The organism is Plantactinospora mayteni (assembly GCF_016862935.1).
Lineage (GTDB): Bacteria > Actinomycetota > Actinomycetes > Mycobacteriales > Micromonosporaceae > Plantactinospora > Plantactinospora mayteni.
In genome coordinates this window covers 1-19,447 of record NZ_BONX01000075.1, presented here as the reverse complement: position 1 = coordinate 19,447, position 19,447 = coordinate 1, and the positions used below count along the sequence as shown (strand labels likewise).

Below are 19,447 nucleotides of genomic sequence, written 5' to 3'. Positions count from 1 at the left end.
GACGGCTGACGGTCCGGAACCGGTGGACTACGGTCGTCGGGTGAGTTCCCCGCCCACCTCCCCGGCCACGCCGGACCCCCGGTCGCCCGCGTCGGACCCGCCGCCGGCCGTGGCAGCCGACGTCGACGAGCCGCCGGTCGCCGCCGACCCGGACGCGGTGTCGCCCGCCGCCAGCCTGGACGCGGTTCCGGCCGAGCCGGTACTCGGCGACGCCGAGGCGGCGGGCGGCTTCACCGTACGGCTGGCGAACTTCACCGGCCCGTTCGACCTGCTGCTACAGCTCATCGGCAAGCACAAGCTCGACGTGACCGAGGTCGCCCTGCACCGGGTCACCGACGAGTTCATCGCGTACATCCGGGCGATGGGGGACGACTGGGACCTGGACGAGGCGAGCGAGTTCCTCGTCGTCGCCGCGACCCTGCTCGACCTCAAGGCCGCCCGGCTGCTGCCGGCCGCCCAGGTCGAGGACGAGGAGGACCTGGCCCTGCTGGAGGCCCGGGACCTGCTCTTCGCCCGACTGTTGCAGTACAAGGCGTTCAAGGAGGCCGCCGGGCACATCGCCGAGATGGAGGCGATCGGCTCCCGCCGCTACCCCCGGGCCGTCACCCTGGAGCCACGGTACGCCGAGGCGCTGCCGGACTTGGTGCTCGGCATCGGGGTGGACCGGCTCGCCGCGCTGGCGGTCAAGGCGATGACTCCGAAGAAGACGCCGGTGGTCTCCATCGACCACGTGCACATGGTCCGGGTGAGTGTCCGGGAACACGCCGCCCTGCTGCGTGACCGGCTCCGTCGGGCCGGTATCGCCACCTTCCGGATCCTCTGCGCCGATTGCGAATCCACCCTCGAGGTGGTCGCCCGGTTCCTGGCCCTGCTCGAGCTGTACCGGGAGGGTCTGGTCGGGTTCGCCCAGGTGGAGGCGCTCGGCGAGCTGACCGTACGGTGGACCGGTCCCGAGGACGGCGGCGCCGAACTCGACATCGACGAGTACGCGGGCGCGCCGGTACCAGCGGAGCGTCCCGCCAGGGAGGACGAACCGGCGGTACCGGCGGAGGGTGACGGGACCGGACCGGACGGGGTGTCGACGGGACTGGACGGGGTGTCGACGGGACTGGACGGGGTGTCGACGGGACTGGACGGGGTGTCGACGGCACCGGACGGGGTGTCGACGGGACTGGGCGGAACGGAGCCGAACGCGACGGCACCCGGGGACGAGACGCAGGAGGAAACGCGGTGACCAGCGAAAAGCGGCCCGACTCGCTGGCCGAGCAGGCGGCGGCCTGGGTGCCACCGTGGGAGCGGCCGGCCGAGTCCCGATCGGCGCAGACCTCCGCCGAGACCTCCGACTCTCCGACCGAGGCCCAGGACTCCTCCGACGAGGCCCAGCATCCTGCCGTGCCGCACCCGGCCGGCGAGTCGACCGTCGTGGCGGGAGGTGGTTCCGGGACGCCATCGGCGGCACCGGTGGGCGAGTCGACCATCGTGGTGGCACCGGTCGGGGAGTCGACCGCTGGGACGGCACCGGCGAGTGCGGCGGCTGTGGAGGTGTTGCCGGTCGAGGGGCGCGATGCGGTTGCGCGCCTGGCCGACGAGTTGGAGGTCGTGGAGTCGTCGGTCGGGGCGCCAGACATTCCGACACAGCCGGCTGCGCCGGTTGTCCCGACGCAGCCGGACGGGGAGCGGCCTGCCGCTGAGCTGTCGGCCAAGGACATGCCGGTCGTGGAGGCGTCGGGCACGGATGTGTCGGTCGGGGACGTGCCGGTCGAGGGCGCGTCGGTGGACGACGTGCCGGTCGAGGATGCGTCGGTCGGGGACGTGAATGTCGGGGACGTGCCGGTGGAGGACGTGCCGGTCGAGGGTGCGTCGGTCGGGGACGTGAATGTCGGGGACGTGCCGGCCACGGATGTGCCGGGCGTGCGGCAGGTGGAGCGGGAGCCCGGTGCCGAGGAACGTGGTGCGGAGCCGGTCGAGGCGGTGGGCGTACCCGAGGATGCCGGTCCGGACGTGGCCGGTGAGTCGGCGGCGGCGTCGGCGCCCGGCGGGGGCGGCCGACGGGCCACGGCGCTGGCACTGATCGACGACGACGAGCTGCGCGGGGCCCTGGAGGCCATCCTGCTGGTGGTGGACGAGCCGGTCACCGAGATCGTGCTGGCGCAGGTACTGGAGCAGCCGACCGAGCGGATCGCGGCCATGCTGGACCGATTGTCCGCCGGTTACACGACGGCCGGGCACGGCTTCGAACTGCGCCGGGCGGCGGGTGGCTGGCGGCTCTACACCCGGCCGGAATACGCGGCCTACGTCGAGCGGTTCGTGTTGGACGGGCAGTCCGTCCGGTTGACGCAGGCGGCGCTGGAAACACTGGCAGTGGTCGCCTACAAGCAACCGGTGACCCGGTCGCGGATCTCGGCCATCCGGGGTGTCAACTGCGACGGGGTGATCCGTACCCTGGTCACTCGCGGTCTGGTGCAGGAGTGCGGCACCGAGCCGGAGAGCGGCGCGTTCCTGTACCGGACGACGACGCTGTTCCTGGAGAAACTCGGGCTGGACACCGTCGGCCAGTTGCCGCCGCTGGCCCCGTTCCTGCCCGACGACGTGGAAGAGATAGCCGATGCCCCGCGATGACATTTCCGATGCCCCTGGTGTGGAGCGCCTACAGAAGGTGCTCGCCGCGGCCGGCGTCGGCTCCCGGCGTGCCTGTGAGGACCTGATCTTCCGGCGCCGGGTCACCGTCGACGGGCGGGTCGCGCAGCTCGGCGACAAGGTCGACCCGGCTACCGCCGTCATCTTCGTCGACGGTGAGCGGCTCGTCACCGACACCCGGCTGGTCTACCTGGCCATGAACAAGCCGCGTGGCGTGGTGTCGACGATGGCGGACGAGAAGGGTCGCACCGCGCTGGCGGACTTCCTCGGCCGGGTGGAGGAACGGGTCTACCACGTCGGTCGACTCGACGCCGACAGTGAGGGTCTGCTGCTGCTGACCAACGACGGCACGCTGGCGCACCGGCTGATGCACCCGTCGTACGGGGTGCCGAAGACCTATCTGTGCGAGGTGGCGGGGCCACTGGCGCGGAGCGCCGGCCGGCGGTTGAAGGCCGGTGTCGAGCTGTCGGACGGTGTGGCCCGGGTGGACGAGTTCCGCCTGGTGGACACGCTGGGACGTACGGCCCAGGTGGAGCTGACCCTGCACGAAGGGCGCAACCACATCGTCCGGCGGCTGCTGGAGGAGGTGGGGCACCCGGTGTCCCGGCTCATCCGTACCGCCATCGGTCCGATCCGGCTCGGCGATCTGCGGCCCGGGCGTACCCGCCGGTTGACCAACGCCGAGATCGCCGCGCTCTTCAAGGCGGTCGGTGACTGACCTCGGCCGAGCCTGACCTCGGCCGGCCCTGACCTCGGTCGGGCATGATCCTGGTCGGGCTTGACGTCGGTTGGGCATGATCCTGGTCGGGCTTTTGGCGTCGGTCGGGCTTGACGTCGGCCGGGGCCTGACCTCGGGCGGTCGGGGGCGCCCGGCCGCCGGCGACGGCGGCGGTCCGTCGGCTGCCGACCGGGCCCGCCGGAGGGGACCGTGTGCTGCGTCGCCGCCTCCGGTGTCGGGCGCGGGCCGATCCGGCGGACGGGGCATGATGGACAGCGACACGCGGCGGCGCCGCCACGGCCGGCTGCCCGCGAAACTCGGCAGTGCCGGGCGTATCGCCCAGGGGATCGGTGGAGGAGGAACGGTGGCGGAAAAGGTACGGACCGGGCGATGTGTGGTTGCCGTGGACGGCCCGTCCGGTTCGGGGAAGTCCACCGTCTCCCGCCGACTGGCGAGCGCGCTCGGCGCCCGCTACCTCGACACCGGGGCGATGTACCGGGCCGTCACCTGGGCGGTGTTGCGCTCCGGCGTCGACCCGCAGGACGCCGAGGGGGTGGCCAAGGTGGCGGGGGAGACCGACCTGAAGATCGGGGTGGATCCGGAGGCGCCGAGCGTGACCGCGGACGGCATCGCCGTCGACCGGGAGATCCGGGGCCCGGAGGTGACGGCCGCGGTCTCCGCGGTGTCGGCTGTGCCCGCCGTACGGGAACTGCTCGTCGCGCAGCAGCGCGAGATGATCGACGCGGCCGGCCGGATCGTGGTCGAGGGCCGGGACATCGGCTTCGTGGTGGCGCCCGACGCCGATCTCAAGGTCTACCTGACCGCCTCGGCCGAGGCGCGGGCACAGCGGCGCAGCGTGGAGAACGCCGCCGATCTCACCGCCACCGCAGCCGACCTGGCCCGGCGGGACCGGCTCGACTCCACCCGGGCCGCGGACCCGTTGCGGCGGGCTCCGGACGCGGTGGTGCTGGACACCACCGCGCTCGGCATCGACGAGGTCGTCGTGCGGCTGCGAGACCTGCTCACCGAGCGGCGGCCGGGCCGGTGACCCGGTGGATCGGCGGAATCGGTGCGCTAGTGGAGGACCGGGGTAGCACCCGGCGGGACGATGCCGTCAGGGTTTCCCTCGGCGGTGCGGTTGAGGAGGCGGCGTGAACGCGGGGGACGGTTGGGTCGAGCTGCGGGAGCCGGACGTCGACGAGGTCGAGTCGACCGGACCGGTGCCGGTGGTGGCCGTGGTGGGGCGGCCCAACGTCGGCAAGTCGACGCTGGTGAACCGGATCATCGGCCGCCGGCAGGCGGTGGTGGAGGACACGCCCGGGGTGACCCGGGACCGGGTCCCGTACGACGCGCAGTGGTCGGGGCGGCAGTTCACGGTGGTCGACACCGGCGGCTGGGAGCCGGACGCGAAGGACCGGGCCGCCGCCATCGCCGCCCAGGCGGAGAACGCCGTCGCCACGGCCGACGTGGTGCTGTTCGTGGTGGACGCCACGGTCGGGGCCACCGACGTGGACGAGGCCGCCGTACGCATGCTCCGGCGCAGCGCCAAGCCGGTGCTGCTGGTCGCCAACAAGGCCGACAACACGGCCGTGGAGATCGAGGCGACCTCGCTGTGGTCGCTCGGGCTGGGCGAGCCGCGGCCGGTCTCCGCACTACACGGCCGGGGCTCCGGCGACCTGCTCGACGCGATCCTCGAGGCGCTGCCGGACGCGCCGCCGATCACCGAAGCCGGCCCGCGCGGGCCGCGCCGGGTGGCCCTGGTCGGCCGCCCCAACGTCGGCAAGTCCAGCCTGCTCAACCGGCTCGCCAAGGAGGAGCGGGCGGTCGTCGACTCGGTCGCCGGCACCACCGTCGACCCGGTCGACAGCCTGGTCGAGATCGGCGGCGAGGTCTGGCAGTTGGTGGACACCGCCGGGCTGCGCAAGCGGGTCGGCAAGGCCAGCGGCACGGAGTACTACGCGAGCCTGCGTACCGCCGCCGCGATCGAGGCGGCCGAGGTGGCGGTGGTGCTGCTCGACGCCAGCGAGCCGATCAGCGAGCAGGACCAGCGGATCCTCACCACGGTCACCGAGACCGGCCGGGCCCTGGTGATCGCCTTCAACAAGTGGGACCTGGTTGACGCGGACCGCCGCTACTACCTGGACAAGGAGATCGAGCGGGAGCTGCGGCGGATTCCGTGGGCGATCCGGATCAACGTATCGGCCAAGACAGGCCGGGCGGTGGACAAGCTCGCCCCGGCGTTGCGTACCGCGCTGGCCAGCTGGGAGACCCGGATCCCGACCGGGCAGCTCAACCAGTGGCTCACCGCGCTGGTACAGGCGACGCCGCACCCGGTGCGGGGCGGACGGGCGCCCCGGGTGCTCTTCGCCACCCAGGCGGGTACCTGCCCACCTCGGTTCGTGCTCTTCACCACCGGTCCACTGGACGCCGGCTACCAGCGCTTCGTCGAACGCAAGCTCCGCGAGGAGTTCGGCTTCGCGGGCAGCCCGGTGGAGGTTTCGGTACGCCCCCGCAAGAAGGTCGGTGCCGGCGGCCGGGGCAAGCCGCACGGCTGAGCCCGTAGTCGGGCTGTGATCGTCGTGCCCGGTTCACCAGAACTGGGCACGACGCCCCCACGGCCCGACCCAATGACCTATCTTCCTAGGACGGGGTGGGGGTTGTGTTGGGGGTCGTAACGGGACGGGTTCGGGCGACGGTAGGCAGTAGGCCGCTGCGCGTACGAAACCGTCCTGCGCTACGCTGTACCGGCTGTCGCGCGGTACGCCGGGCGGGAGCGGGACGTGGCGCAGTTTGGTAGCGCACTTGACTGGGGGTCAAGGGGTCGTCGGTTCGAATCCGGCCGTCCCGACAGCGAGAGGGTTTCCGCAGGTCAGAGACTTGCGGGAGCCCTCTTTTCATAGCTCGGCATGAATGTCCGGTCTAGCACGCCGCTGTTGGACTCCTTGACTCGGGCAGGTTGCCATGCCACACCTCGATCTCTCCAAACTCACCACCGGCCTCTCGAACGGCTGGGCCGGGTTCCTGCGAGACTGGGACCGGTCACTGCGCGCCGGGAACTACCCGCAGACCACCCGCTACAACTACCTCCTTGCCGCCGCCCAGCTTGGCCGCTACCTAGGGGAGCACTCCCCAGATCCGGACGCCGAGGAGGCCGCCGCCGATCCGTGCGGGGTGACCCGGGCGCACGTGGAGGCGTTCCAGGGCTGGATGATCGAAACCAGGTCCGCCTCGACCGCGTTGAACAAGCACAAGGGACTGCAGCAGTTCTTCAAGTGGCTGCTGGTCGACGAGCAGGTCATCGACCGCTCACCGATGGAACGGGTCCGGCAGCCGAAGACACCACGCAAGCTGATCCCGGTCATGCGCGACGAGGACACCGGCAAGCTCCTCGACGCGTGCAAGGGCAAGGGGTTCGCCAACCTGCGCGACGAGGCGCTGATCCGGCTGTACTGCAACACCGGAGCCCGCCTCTCCGAGGTCGGCAACCTCCTTGTGGCCGACCTGGACCTGAACACCGAATCGGTGCACTTCCACGGCAAGGGCGCCAAGGACCGGCGGGTCCGCTTCGGTCCCAAGACCGCCCGGGCGCTGAGCCGCTACCTGCGGGCCCGGGACAAGCACAAGGGCGCCGCACTGCCGAACCTGTGGCTGGCCGCCCGCGGCGTGGCCCCCTTGACTCCCAACGGCATCAAGATCCTTCTCAAGCGGCTCGGAAAGGCGGCCGGAGTACCCAACGTGCACGCCCACCGGTGGCGGCACAGCTTCGCCCACGAGTGGAAGCGGGCCGGTGGCGACACGGGCGACCTGATGTTGCTGCTCGGCTGGTCCTCCGACGACATGCCCCGCCACTACGGCGCCAGCGCCGCCGCCGAACGGGCACAGGAAACCCAAGCCCGACTGGGTATCGGCGAACGGGTGTAGTCACCGGACCGCCACTACCCCGACCCCGACGGTCCGACCACAGGAGTCACGGGTGTAGCGGTTCCCGCATCGTCTCGTTACAGAGAACGCCGACGGGATCGCGGGCCGTCATCAGGTGACTGGGGGCCAGCCAGCCGTGGCGCTATAGGCGCCGGCCAAGCCCCACAGTGCGAGAACGGCGGCAACCCAGGCCGACTGCCCGGAGGCACGGTTCGATCGCGAACGTGAGCCCGCCACGCACTCTGTGTGGCCGAGTACCTTGGCAGTTCGCCAGTCAACTATCTGCCGATAGCCGGGTGGCCAGGTGGCGGCCGCCTGCCATACGCGCTCAGGCGGTGGCGAGGCGGGCCTGGTGGGAGCCGTTCGACGATGATCATGGCGGGCGCTCGTTAAGGGTGCGGTTCGGGCCGCGTAGGGACGCCGGTCCTCGGCGCTGGGCGGATTCCCGGAGATCCCGGGACGCCGGATCGGTCAGGGGGAGGGCTCGTCCTCTCGGCTTGTCCGATGGTCTCGGCGGTCGTGCTCCGCCGCGTTGCGGTTCGGGTTGCAGACGATCGGAACTATCACGATGACGCAGAGCCACAGGATGGCGATGACTGTCAGCAGCAGGTAGAACCACCTGGGACCGCGGGAGGTCCATTCCCGGGGGACCTTGTCGATGTCGCGGGCTGGCGTGTCGCCCGGGCAGGTGGGAATACCGGGAGTGTTGTCCTGCGGTACCGCGAAGTCCGCCGTCGGCAGCCCGCCGCCGCGCAGCCGTGCCGCGATCTCGCCGAACTGCTCCGCCAGCATCCGGTCTTCGGGTCCGCCGTCCGTCAGCGGGCGTCCTGGTCGGTCTTGGACGGGATGGTCGCGGCGATGCCGCGTCGGCGTAGGTAGGAACGGTTGGCCTTGGACGTGTACGCCTTGTCGGCCAGGACCCGGTCCGGACGGGTCCTCGGGCGGCCGGTGGCCAGGCGGGGAACGCGGATAGCGGCCAGGACCGGGACGAACTGGGGGCTGTCGCCGCGCTGTCCGGCGGTCAACACGATGGCGAGGGGTTTCTGTCCCTGCTCACAAGCCAGGTGCAGCTTCGTGGTCAACCCACCGCGAGAACGACCCAGGGCATGATCGTCCGGCTCGACGCTGACCCCGCCGGGTGGTTCGGCCTGCAGAGCCCCCTTTTCCTCGCACCGGCGGCGTGCTGGTGAGCTCGGACGCTGGTCGAGTCCACCGACACGTCCCAAGTAATCCTGCCGGCGGCGTCAGCACGGGCCTGCAACGCGGTGAGGACCTGCTGCCAGGTCCCGTTGCGCTGCCAGCGCCGGAACAGGGCGTACACCGCCGACCACGACCCGTACTGGGGTGGCACGTCCCGCCACGGGGCACCGACCCGGATCCGCCACCGGATCCCGTCGATCAACTGCCGTCTGCTCCACAACGACGGTCGACCTGGCCGCTTCGGCGCTGGCAGCAGCGGCTCCAGCACCGCCCACTGGGCGTCGGTCAGGTCGAACCGCCGCGTCACCGCTAGGGTGTCCACGAGGTCTCCGGTTTCAGGTTCTGCTTGGTCGCTGAACCATCTACCGGAGACCTCGCTACATCACGACCACCGACACGCGGAGAGCCTCAACCCAGTTCAAGACTTGGCACCGACTTCGACACACGGCCTAGTAGTGCTTTGTTAGGTCGGCGTGTCGGTGGCTCGTCGGAGTGGCTTGGGGTAGTTCGATGTTGCGGTGACTCCTGACCAGCTTTCGGTTGTGCGGCAACGACTTGACGTGTTCGCTGCGGACTTGTTCACCCCGATGGTGCGGTCGGATCAGCGGGTCAAGGGTGAGACGTATCTGCGGGGGCTGCTGCTGGACGGGAGGCGCAAGTCGATGCAGCCGATGGCGGATCGGCTTGGGGTGGATCATCAGGGGTTGCAGCAGTTCGTGACGACCTCGACGTGGGATACCACGGCGGTGCGGATGCGGCTGGCCCGGCGGGCGGTTGAGGTGGTCGAGCCGGTGGCGTGGGTGGTCGACGACACCGGCTTTCCGAAGGACGGCAAGAGTTCGCCGGGTGTGGCCAGGCAGTACTCCGGTACGTTGGGCAAGGTGGCGAACTGCCAGATCGGGGTGAGTGTCCACGCCGTCACCGACACCGCATCGTGCCCTCTGGACTGGCGGCTGTTTCTCCCGACGTCGTGGGATGACCAAGCCGTTGACGAGGCCGACCATCCCGAGGTGGCCGCTCGCCGGGGCCGCTGCGGGATCCCTGCCGACGAGCGTCATCGGCCGAAGTGGTCGCTGGCCATAGAGATGCTCGACGAACTGGCCGACCGCGGCCTGCGCCCACCGCTGCTGGCCGCGGACGCCGGCTACGGCGACAACAGCCAGTTCCGCACTGCCCTGGACCAGCGCGGAATTGGCTACATCATGCAAGTCAAAGGCGACGCCCTCGCCTACAAACCAGACGAGCGCCCCGTGCCGCGGGTGTGGTCCGGGCGTGGTCGCCCACCAACCAGGACCGAGCCGCGCTACCCCAAAACCGCGATCAACCTGATCGAACACGTCCGCGCCGCTGGACGCGAGGCCGCGGAAACGGTCACCTGGCGAGCAGGCTCGAAGGGCACGATGAGTTCCCAGTTCATCTTCCTGCGGGTACGCCCGGCAGGCCACCGCGTCGCCCGCGACGCCGACGGCACCCTGCCCGAACGGTGGCTGATCGCCCAGTGGCCCGACGACCAGACCGAGCCGGTCAAGTACTGGCTGTCCAGCCTGCCCGCCACCACCGACCACACCGACCTGGTCCGCTACGGCAAGATCCGCTGGCGCATCGAACACGACTACCGCGAACTCAAGACCGGCCTCGGCCTGGACCACTTCGAAGGCCGATCCTGGACCGGCTGGCACCGCCACGTCACCCTCGTCACCGCCGCACACCTGTTCATCACCGAACTGCGCCTGGACCCAAAAGCGGCTGCGCCGGCCTGACCCTCTACACCGTCATCCGCGAGCTACAACGACTCCTCGCGACCTGGACCGGCGCCTGCACCACCTGCCACCAACCCCTGAAACCACTACACCGCAACAAACGCTACCGAACCTAACAAAGCACTACTAGACGGCGGTGCCGGGCCAGCAGCGTGGTCGGGGCGACGATCCGGTGCGCACACAGTGCGCGGGGCAGCAACCGCGTCAGCACGGACAGCACGGCGCGATCCGGCCAGGACGGCCTCGCCCACCGACCTGGCGCCGTCAACACGGTGACCTCATGCCATAGCACCAGCAACTCCGCCGAGTTGACGGCGTCGCTCCGCGCGAGGGAGCGCGAGCCAGCCGAACATCCGAACCATGATCAGATACGGCAATGGGCCATCACGAACCGATCGTGCCGCAGCCAGGCGAAACCCCAGCTCATAGCCCATGCGTCTAATTTCGGCAGTGACACGACCTCCGCGCGATCAAGGGTCCTGCGCTCGGGCTCGGCGGCGGCGTGCCGCCGCCGAGCGTTCAGCCAGTTGCAGCATGTACGCCGTGCGTGCGTGTTTGGCCATGGCGGCGCGGACTTCGTCGGGCAGCGCACCGTCGGGGTCGACCTGGCGCTCGAACCGCTCGAGGAACGCCTTGGTGCCGGAGGAGGTGCGGGCCGTACGGTCGCTGGTGTTGGCCCAGGAGGCATGTGCGGCGATGCGGGCGCGGCGGCGGCGCTGCTGCGGGGTGATGCCCGTCCCTCCTCCACGCCCGCCTGTCTGCGGCTCCTTCTCGCGGTCAGACACGTTCACCGATTCCCATCCGGGCTTGCACCTCCTGGGCCCGCTCGGCGGCAGCGCTGGCGCCGTAGTGACGCGGCATGTCCTCGGACGTCCAGCCGAGCACCAGCATCAAATCGCCGGTGTCTCCTCCGGCCAGCTTCCATTCGTGTGCGTAGGTGTGCCGCCAGCGGTGGGCGTGCACGCCATCGACCCCGGCGCGCAGACCCCGCCGTTTGAGCATGAGCTTGATGCCGTTGGCGGTCAGCGGCCGCGCGCCACGTACCGCCAGCCACAGGTCGGGCAGCCCGAAGCCCTTGTGACCGCGGCGGGCGCGCAGGTAGCGGCTGACCGCCCGGGCGGTCTTTGGCCCGAGCCGAACCCGTCGGTCCTTGGCGCCCTTGCCGTGGTAGCGCACTGTATCGAGCGACAGGTCGACATCGTCGGTGTCCACCTTCGCCACCTCGGACAGCCGCGCTCCGGTGTTGGACAGCAGCCGGATGATCGCCTCGTCGCGGACGTGTACGAAGTCCTTGCCTTTGCACGTGTCGAGCAGCTTCTTGGTGTCCTCATCCCGGATGATCGGGATGAGGCGCTTCGGTGTCTTGGGTTGCCGCACCCGCAGCATGGGTGACTGGTCCATTTCCTCCTCGTCGACCGTGAGCCACTTGAAGAACTGCTGCAAGGCCTTGTGCTTGTTCAGCGCGGTGGCCGGCGACCGGGTCGTGATCATCCACGCTTGGAAGTCCTCGACGTGCCGCCGAGTCACGGCCGTCGGCGTGCCTGCTGCCTCCCCCGCGTCCCGTTGGCTGTCGTCGGCGAGGTACCGGCCCAACTGCGCAACGGCGAGGAGGTAGTTGTAGCGCGTCGTCGACGGGTAGTTCCCCGACCGCAGCGTCCGATCCCAGTCGGTGAGGAACGTCGCCCACGCTAGCGGCAGACCCGTCGCCAGCGTGGTGGGATCCCGGTTCATGGCCACGTACCCTGTGGCGTCGGCACCGGGCGCCGATCCTGGTACGTGGAGCGGGGCGGAGCTATCGGAGCAAACTGCCCACTACGCGAGTTGATCGGGGGATCATGACGGCCTTGGTCGTCGCCGATATCACCGGCGATGCTCACCGACCGTCTGGCCAGTGTGATCAATGCCGCCGCGCTTTGCAGCGCGATCAGCTTGCGGTACGGCGTGGTGCGTGTGCGCCGGTCTGGCACTACCGAGTTCGTCTTCACGCCCACAAAAAGGCTCGCGGACCAGCGTCGATGCCACGGTCAGAAGGAGTTGGGTACCCAACAACCGCCCAACAGCCAGGCGGATTACACAGTCGGTTGCCCAACAACTTCGCAGGGTCTACCCAACTCATCCCGCAGGGCTACCCAACGCGGCCACGACTGTGACCGCCACGGCAGAGGTTTGCTGCCCGAACGAAAGGTCTCCGCGCCTGCATACCTTGTCGCCCCGCAGGCGCCACCCTGGTCACCATTGACGGCAACCTGCCCACCGGCCAGGCCACGACACTACCCGTCGGACACCACGGATGGCCTCAGGGAAAACCCGACAGGGCGGTGCCGGCTAATGACTCCGGGCCCTCCCCATTCTGTGGGAGAGGCCCGGATTGCGCTGTTGGGTACTCGGGATTGCGCCACGTCAGCCCGTGATCAGCGTCGGATCGCCGGAAGGTTCCTCCACCAGGCCGAGGTAGCCGGCCGGTAGCAGGCGTCGTCGCGCCGGGGGCAGACCGCAGTCCTGAGGAGGTAGCGCGGACAGACCCGCCTTTAAGTAGTAGGCAGCAGCGGTTGCGGTGAGCTGGTCCGGTCCAGCCAGGAGGAGCTGACGTAGGTTTGTGCCGGTCAGCCCGTCGGGAGGATCTCCTATTCTGCGGCGATTGTTAATCTCCCAGGGATTTCGCCACAGCGTCGGGTCATCGATCCGACGGACGAAGGTCTCGACCAACTGCGGCCACCCAGTCGACAGCCACCAGCGCCAGTTCAAGGCCGCGCCACGGCAGGCGAGAAGCAGGAGGATCTTACCTAAACCTCTGACGGCTGCGCTGTCGGCCCACGCCGAACAGCACAGCTCGACGTGCGTCCGGAGTCTGGTGAGTTCCACTGCGTCCGGTGCAAGATCGATCAGCCGTCGCCCGTCCGGAAGCATTCGGTCCGGATCCGCCAGCGTCTGGAAGACCCTCCTGAACGGATCGCTGCCTGCGTACAGGTACGACTGCTGATCGCGGAGGACGCTGCGGACCAGCCGAGTGGCAGCCGCGTTGGCGCGCATCATCTCCCATCGCTGATGCGTCGAAACCGGACCGAATGCCAATCCTCGACCGGGCCATCTCGCCATGCCATCCGAGCCACCGCCACCGCCGCAAGATCGCTGACCCGTTCGCCGTCATCCGGGTGGAAGCCGAGCTGCGTGCAGACGCTTCGCAGCACACCAGGATCTACATCCAGGGAGTTGCGCGGCCGGGCCGCGGCCGGCTTGACCGAGTTAAACCGGACCGTTTCGGTGATGACCAGCGAATCGCCCGCCTTGTCGCAGGTTCGAATCCTGCCGGGGCACCAGCATGAGGCCCTGACCAGCAGAAAGCCAGTCAGGGCCTCGACGTTTATCTATGCGATTTTGATTCGCCCCCCCGAAAACCCCCCAACAATACCCTGGGGCGATCGGATTATGACCTTCCCGCCGGCGTTGCCGGCTGCCGTCCCCGCGCGCCTATCCGGTCTGGCGTGGGTCGTGGTCGCGGCGGGTGGGCTCAGTTGTCGGCAGGCCACCGCCGAGCTGTTCGAGGATGCCGGAGCTGTCCGGGGCGAGTGCGGGCTTAACGATGTAGTGCTTGTTTGTGACCTGCTCGGTAGCGTGCCCGAGCTGGGCTGCGGCGCTCTTGGCGTCAGCCTCCTTGTCGATGAGGGTGGCGACGGTCTTGCGGAAGGTGTGCGGGGTGACCCATTCGAGGCCGGCGTCGGCGCGTGCTTGCCGCCACTGGCGGCGCACGTTCTGCGGTGACAGCCAGGTGCCACGCGGTCGCGGACTTTGACCTTGAGCGCCCGAACGGCAGCGGGAGCGGTGGTGTCGGTGGCCTCGACGTCGCGGGTTCTGCCGTCGTGGTCGCGATATCGGGCTCGGGCGCAATGCCGATTGGGGCCGAGCTTCTCGGTGCGGATAGTGCCCAATGTGCCGATGGGCAGTGGAGGTCGGGCCATGGTTCATCGCTCCGGGTCGGTGTGGTTGTCGAGCCAGAGTTCGACCTCGCTGCGCCGGTAGCGCAGGGTGTTCCCGACCCGGATGGCGCGTGGTCCTTTACCTCGGCTGTGCCAGGCGTAGAGGGTGTTCTTCGGCTTGCCCAGCCAGGTGGCGACATCGTCGATGGTGAGCAGGGGGTCGGGCCGCCATTCGGGGGCGGTCGGCGCGTTCATCGCCGGCCTGCGGTGTCGGAGGGACCAGGCTGTGGGAGCGACTCGCTGTGGAGCGTGGGTAGGGCGGGCATGGATTGGGCGTCCTTTCAGCGCGTACCTCGGATTGGGATTCGTTACGGTCGTTTCGGCTGGTAGGGCTTGTTGGTGCGGCGGCACCGTAGCTTGACTCACCGTCGTCGGTCGATCGTGTGGCGACATCGATTTCCGCGATTCGGGTCACGTCGCGGGAATTGTCGTGGCGTTGTCTCGTGAGTCGCTGTGGGTCGCGATCGGCCGGAGTTGGGTTGGATTCAGCCGTCGCGACTCCCGGGGCGGTAAAGACCATCAGGTCGACGTGGAAGCTCTGGTCGCGGTGACCGGTCGGTCGATCCTGTCGTGCTGCCTCGGCTTCGGCGCGGGTGGCGTAGTACACGAACTGGTCGCCGTTGCCTGGTCCGGTGACCGCGACGATTTGCAGGACGTGTGTGAGGCCCGCGGCGCGGGCAGCTGGCAGGAGTTCGTTCAGGTGCTCGGCGTATGTGGTTCCGGGTTGGTCGGGTGCTGCGGAGCTGATGGCCGCGATTGCGCAGGTGTCGGCCGTCATGATTAGTCGGCATGCGCCGAACAGGTCGGCGATGCTGGCCCGCGTTCGGTCGGTGTGCTGCGGGGGCCACCGTAGGACGACGAGGCTGACGGGTTCAGCGAGCGAGTTCAGGTCCGCGACGTCGCCGGGTTCGGTGATGGGCAGGTAGGAGCGGAACGTGTTGGCGCTGGCGGTTTGCAGATGTGTGTCGCTGTCGAAGTCGATGACCGCGTCGCCGCGCCGGGTGTACACGAGGATGAGTCGCTGGGCCAGCCGCGACGCGAGGCGGGCGTTGGGGTCGGTGGTGGATGCGTCGTCGTCGCGGTCGTCGAGTCGCCAGACGGCGATGGGTACGTCGCCGCCGACGAGGATCGCGTCGCCGTGGATGTTCGGTGCAGCGATGAATGGGTTCGGGCGGGGCATGTCGGCGGGGACGGAGTTCGGCAGAGCAGTCATGTGCGGGTGGCTCCCGCGCTGGTTGACCGTGTTCGCATCTACGAATGGCCCCGGGATGCCGGCTCACAGCGCGGTCTCTCGCGTGCCGGTACCTAACAGCACCCAACAGCGTGCGCCGTCTGTTGGGTGGCCTTATCCAACAGTTGATCATCGTCAACCCAACGGCTTTGCGTGTCTGGCTGTTGGGTAGCCAACAGCCAGTGCACGTGGTGGGCGCTCACGCCGCCCTCGTCGAGACGGCCACTTGTTGGTGGGCCTGGTTGACGAGGCGGGGCGTCGAGGGCGCGGTTCTTGACCTCGCCAACGGCTTCGGCGCCGGCGCGTCCAGTTCTCGCGTTGCTGCGGGCAGTTGCCCTCAGTTGGCGACCAGACCAGGTCGAGCACGGATACCGGCACGAGGACGTCCGTGAGCCGGGCCGCCGGCAGGAGTCCTGTGGGCGGGGCCGGCGGAATGATGATCGCGACGATGCCAGCTGCCGGCGCGGTCGTGACCAGGCCGGATGCGCCCCCACATGACCATGTGCCTGAGCCTGGTGCAGAGCTGGCCGGGGTGGCGGCAGGTGGGGCTATGCGCCTAATTCAGTGCTTGCTGGGCGCTTCCTGCGCGGGTACCTCGTGGTCGCGCGGGTTGCCGCGGTACGAATACCAGCCTCGTGCTGATCTCCTGAGGCAACGGTACCCAACAGGCCGGTGAGCTGTGGTGTTGGCCTTCGCCTGGGTCGTTGACGACATCTGCGGCCCGCTGTTGGTTGTTGGGCGGGCATGGCTATTGAGCAGGCCCAACAGCTCCCGGCGCAGGTTCGCACGTTCATGGACCGTTGGGTCGACGTGTGCGGATAGGGGTCTAGCGCCGTTGTGAGGTGCGGTGCCGATCGCCTCGTGAGGTTGACATGTCTGCTCGATCCTGGCCGTCCTCGCCGCTGGCCGCGGCCGAACGTGCCTTCATGCTCCTGGTTCAGCCGCCCACGCACGTCGGGTTCGATGGCCGCGGCTTCGAGGGTCTGCCGGATGACATCCTGCCGTTGGAGCGGCTACGAGCACTTTTGTTGTCGCCGCAGACCGGTGTTGAGGTGCGGGATGCCGTGTGGCGTGAGTTGGTCATCCGCGCTCGCCGGGACGGCCCGGCGTGGGTTGTTGCCGCGGTGGGCATCGCGATGCCGGGTCTGCGTCACGTTGCCGGTGCGCTCGCTGCGGGATGGCGGGGCGACACCAGCGATCTGGACGCCGAACTGCTGGTCGGGTTTGTGGCGCGTCTCAAGACCATCGACTTGGAGCCGGCTCGGATCTGTGGCCGGCTGATCGATGCCGGCTTGCGTGCCGCGCGTAAGGCCCGGGACGCCGATTCCGACACGCAGCTGATCCACACCGACGCGCCCGACCCGATCGCGCCGATCCACCCGTGGGACCACCCTGACCTGGTGCTGGCCCGTGCCGTCGCGGTCGGTGTGCTGGACGCCGACGAGGCGAACCTGATCGCCGCCACCCGCCTCGACAACAGCACCCTCGCGCAGGCCGCAGCCGGTCTCGGCATCACCTCCAGCCTGGCCTCGTCATGGCGTCTGAAGGCCGAACGTCGGCTTCGGGAAGCCATCCGCGAGGGCGACCTCACGTTCGTGTCGTTGCGGCCCCGCAAACGCCGCAGCGGTGACGCGACCCACCAGCGAGTCGCCGCGACTCGGCAACGCGTCGCCGCGATCCAACAGCGGTGACTGCGGGCCAACAGCACATGGCGGCTGCGCGAGAGCACGTCGCTTCTGCCGACGGCGCGACTCAACATCTGGTCGCGGCGACCCAACAACGGATGGCGCCGGCCCAACAGCGACGTGGTGTTGGGTCGCTGTTGGGTTCGGGTGTGGCGGCGGACGTCGTGTTGGCCACCCAACAGTGGGCCTTCGTGGGCAAGACATCGGACCGAGAAGCGGCCGGTGTCGGCGCCCCGGGGATCGGGGCGCGGCCGGCCTGAGTGGCCGTGTTCGCACCCGATCACCTCATGGCTGGAAGGAGCGACGCTCCCACGGCCCCTGCCCCGATTCCTGGTGGCGCACCTCAACCCCAATCGAGCCCCGCACGCGGGGCGGGAGGTCCCCGCCATGTTCCGCCGCAACGTCTACCGCATCCTCACCATCACGGTCACGGTCCTCGCGGCCGTGGCCGGCTCGGCCCCGGCGTACGCGGCCGAGCCGCAGATCCTGGCTGCGTACCCGCTGCCCCGGATCATCGAAAACATCACGGCCTGGATTGTCGGGCTGCTGGTCGGGGTCGCGACTTTGTTCCTGACCATCGGTGGCCTGCGTCGTCTGGCCGCTGGCGGCGACCCGACCGAGATCGAGAAGTCCAACTCGGCCTTCAAGAACGCGCTGCTCGGGTACGCCCTGGCAGTTCTCGCGCCGATCCTGCTCGCGGTCGTACAGGGCTGGATCGGGGCGGAGTAGTGGGTGACCGGTTCGCCGATCAGATCATCGGCCCCATCCTTCAGTGGTTCGCCGAAACGGTGATCGGTGTGTTGAACGCTCTGTGGGAACTGTTGTCGGTCACCGCGTTCGTCAGCCCGGACGTGACTACTCTGCCGCAGGTCACCGCGTTCGCCAGCACTTCGCTTCACATCGTGAACGTCTGCTACGTGTTGGCGTTCCTGTGGGCGGCCGTCCTGGTGATGGGACGCGACACCATCCAGTCACAGGTCGGGCCAGGCGAGTTGATCCCTCGCCTGGTCATCGGCCTGATCGCCGCCAACTTCGCCATCCCGATCTGTTCCACCGTCATCGGGCTGGCCAACGCGTTGACCGCCGCGTTGACCAGCCAGGACATCACCGCGCCCGGCTCGATGCAGCATCTGCGGAACACCACGGTCAGCGCGTTGGGCGGCCAGACCGGTGCGACCGCGATCGGCTTCCTGCTATTGCTCATCGGCCTGCTGATCGCGGTACTCACCGGCGCCCTCCTGGTGCAGTGGATCATCCGGCTCGGGTTCCTCGTCATCGCCGTCGGCATCTCACCGATCGCCCTGGCGTTGCACGGAACCCCGCAGACCGAGGGTGCCGCCAAGCTGTGGTGGCGGGCGATCCTCGGCACGCTCGGCACGGTGGCCCTGCAGGCGGTTGCGCTGCACACCACGCTGAGGGTCTTCCTCGCTCCCGACAGCAATCTGCTGGTGCTCGGCCTGCCGGTACCCGGCGGTGAGCCGGCCGCGGTCATGAATCTGTTGATCGTGGTGTGCCTGCTGTGGGGCGTCGTGAAGATCCCCGGGCTGATGAGCCGTTACATCACCCGCACCCCGCCGAACCCGATGGGGATGATCCTGCGCGTCGTGTTGGTACAGCAGTTGACCAGAGGGATCTCCCGCGCGTTCAGCGGCGGCCGAAACGCCGCGCGGGCCGCCGGCCGTGCTGGCGCGGCCGGTGCCGGCGGAGTGAACCGGCCGTGGCCGGTGCATTCGGGTGGCGGAGGCGGTGGCCAACCTCGCCCTGGCGGTTTCACGCCCCGACCACTGCCGCCGCCGTCGGGTGCGGGTCCCGGCCGCGCCGGCATTGGCTACCCGACCGGCCGCACCGTCCGCCCCTACACCCGCGACGAACTCGCCGCCGGCGTCGACCCCTACACGAGCACCGTGCCGAAACGCGCCGCACCAACCACTCCCCGCTCGACACGGCCGCCGATCCGGGCCGCCGGCGTCGTCCCGGATCCGCCGCGGTCAGTACCCCCACGACCGGTCCCGCCCGGCGTCACCCCGGCGACCGTGATGCCGCGTACCCGGCCGGTACGTCCACCGGTCAGAGGCACCTGGAACCGGCCCAACCACACGCGCTGACGAGCGCCCATCAACGCGACACCCAGAAAGCCCCTCGTCTACGGCGGGACACCCTCACGCGCGCCGTGGACCGGCCGTACCTACCGCCCCAACTCGAAAGGGAAACCAGATGACAGCGCCACAGAACACCACTGACGAAGCGATGACCGAGCCGTCACCTCGCACCTTCACGACCAGCAGCGCCGACATCGTCGCGATCGCCTGGCCGACGCGGGG

At 69.4% G+C, this 19,447-nt stretch carries 16 protein-coding genes, 1 tRNA gene and 2 pseudogenes; 11 read left to right on the top strand and 8 right to left on the bottom strand.

What is annotated here, in order from left to right:
- Positions 1-40 precede the first annotated feature (40 nt).
- The 7 genes from Pma05_RS40385 (at position 41) to Pma05_RS40355 (ending at position 7,276) form a co-directional block, all read left to right on the top strand.
- Positions 41-1,234, top strand: coding sequence for a segregation/condensation protein A (locus Pma05_RS40385; protein WP_372441639.1), 1,194 nt, complete (start codon positions 41-43; stop codon positions 1,232-1,234).
- A gap of 473 nt (positions 1,235-1,707) precedes the next feature.
- Positions 1,708-2,619: an SMC-Scp complex subunit ScpB gene (gene scpB, locus Pma05_RS40380; RefSeq protein WP_239314140.1), complete on the top strand. Its 912-nt coding sequence runs from the start codon at positions 1,708-1,710 to the stop codon at positions 2,617-2,619.
- Positions 2,606-3,355 carry a pseudouridine synthase gene (locus Pma05_RS40375; protein WP_203862830.1) on the top strand — a complete coding sequence of 250 codons (750 nt, stop codon included), beginning with the start codon at positions 2,606-2,608 and terminating at the stop codon, positions 3,353-3,355. The genes scpB and Pma05_RS40375 overlap by 14 nt, the downstream gene beginning before the upstream one ends.
- 364 nt (positions 3,356-3,719) lie before the next feature.
- Positions 3,720-4,403: a (d)CMP kinase gene (gene cmk, locus Pma05_RS40370; protein WP_203862829.1), complete on the top strand. Its 684-nt coding sequence runs from the start codon at positions 3,720-3,722 to the stop codon at positions 4,401-4,403.
- A 103-nt stretch (positions 4,404-4,506) separates the two neighbouring features.
- Positions 4,507-5,910, top strand: a complete 1,404-nt coding sequence (gene der, locus Pma05_RS40365; protein ID WP_203862828.1) for a ribosome biogenesis GTPase Der — start codon at positions 4,507-4,509, stop codon at positions 5,908-5,910.
- A 219-nt stretch (positions 5,911-6,129) separates the two neighbouring features.
- A tRNA-Pro gene (locus Pma05_RS40360) sits at positions 6,130-6,203 on the top strand.
- A 113-nt stretch (positions 6,204-6,316) separates the two neighbouring features.
- Positions 6,317-7,276 carry a tyrosine-type recombinase/integrase gene (locus Pma05_RS40355; RefSeq protein ID WP_203862827.1) on the top strand — a complete coding sequence of 320 codons (960 nt, stop codon included), beginning with the start codon at positions 6,317-6,319 and terminating at the stop codon, positions 7,274-7,276.
- 471 nt (positions 7,277-7,747) lie between these two features.
- Here Pma05_RS40355 and Pma05_RS40350 read toward each other — a convergent pair whose 3' ends face one another.
- Together Pma05_RS40350 and Pma05_RS40345 are read right to left on the bottom strand one after the other, a co-directional pair.
- A complete protein-coding gene (locus Pma05_RS40350) occupies positions 7,748-8,068 on the bottom strand; it encodes a hypothetical protein (protein ID WP_203862826.1) in 321 nt (106 codons plus the stop codon).
- Positions 8,069-8,097: 29 nt separating this feature from the next.
- Positions 8,098-8,798 (bottom strand): annotated as a pseudogene (locus Pma05_RS40345) (IS5 family transposase); the annotation flags it as partial.
- Between the two features lie 196 nt (positions 8,799-8,994).
- Between Pma05_RS40345 and Pma05_RS40340 the strand changes: the two are divergent.
- Positions 8,995-10,236 carry an IS701 family transposase gene (locus tag Pma05_RS40340; protein WP_203862825.1) on the top strand — a complete coding sequence of 414 codons (1,242 nt, stop codon included), beginning with the start codon at positions 8,995-8,997 and terminating at the stop codon, positions 10,234-10,236.
- Between the two features lie 470 nt (positions 10,237-10,706).
- On the opposite strand, the gene Pma05_RS40335 is transcribed toward Pma05_RS40340, so the two are convergent.
- The 6 genes and pseudogenes from Pma05_RS40335 to Pma05_RS43220 all read right to left on the bottom strand — a co-directional run bounded on the left by Pma05_RS40335 (position 10,707) and on the right by Pma05_RS43220 (position 15,423).
- Positions 10,707-11,027: a hypothetical protein gene (locus Pma05_RS40335; RefSeq protein WP_203862824.1), complete on the bottom strand. Its 321-nt coding sequence runs from the start codon at positions 11,025-11,027 to the stop codon at positions 10,707-10,709.
- Positions 11,014-11,967 carry a tyrosine-type recombinase/integrase gene (locus Pma05_RS40330; RefSeq protein ID WP_203862823.1) on the bottom strand — a complete coding sequence of 318 codons (954 nt, stop codon included), beginning with the start codon at positions 11,965-11,967 and terminating at the stop codon, positions 11,014-11,016. Before Pma05_RS40330 ends, Pma05_RS40335 begins: the two co-directional genes overlap by 14 nt.
- Positions 11,968-12,636: 669 nt before the next feature.
- Positions 12,637-13,269 carry a hypothetical protein gene (locus Pma05_RS40325; RefSeq protein WP_203862822.1) on the bottom strand — a complete coding sequence of 211 codons (633 nt, stop codon included), beginning with the start codon at positions 13,267-13,269 and terminating at the stop codon, positions 12,637-12,639.
- 435 nt (positions 13,270-13,704) lie between these two features.
- A pseudogene (locus tag Pma05_RS44230) lies at positions 13,705-14,010 on the bottom strand (tyrosine-type recombinase/integrase); the annotation flags it as partial.
- 185 nt (positions 14,011-14,195) lie between these two features.
- The gene (locus Pma05_RS40315; protein WP_239314139.1) at positions 14,196-14,357 is read right to left on the bottom strand and encodes a helix-turn-helix transcriptional regulator; all 162 of its coding nucleotides are present in this window, start codon (positions 14,355-14,357) and stop codon (positions 14,196-14,198) included.
- A complete protein-coding gene (locus tag Pma05_RS43220; protein ID WP_239314146.1) occupies positions 14,290-15,423 on the bottom strand; it encodes a hypothetical protein in 1,134 nt (377 codons plus the stop codon). The genes Pma05_RS40315 and Pma05_RS43220 overlap by 68 nt, the downstream gene beginning before the upstream one ends.
- 944 nt (positions 15,424-16,367) lie before the next feature.
- Here Pma05_RS43220 and Pma05_RS40305 point away from each other — a divergent pair.
- The 3 genes from Pma05_RS40305 to Pma05_RS40295 all read left to right on the top strand — a co-directional run bounded on the left by Pma05_RS40305 (position 16,368) and on the right by Pma05_RS40295 (position 19,231).
- A complete protein-coding gene (locus Pma05_RS40305; protein WP_203862819.1) occupies positions 16,368-17,132 on the top strand; it encodes a hypothetical protein in 765 nt (254 codons plus the stop codon).
- 381 nt (positions 17,133-17,513) lie between these two features.
- Entirely contained in the window at positions 17,514-17,855 is a 342-nt protein-coding gene (locus Pma05_RS40300; protein ID WP_203862818.1) for a pilin, read from the top strand.
- Positions 17,856-17,923: 68 nt separating this feature from the next.
- Positions 17,924-19,231: a hypothetical protein gene (locus tag Pma05_RS40295; RefSeq protein WP_203862817.1), complete on the top strand. Its 1,308-nt coding sequence runs from the start codon at positions 17,924-17,926 to the stop codon at positions 19,229-19,231.
- The last annotated feature ends 216 nt before the right edge of the window (positions 19,232-19,447 follow it).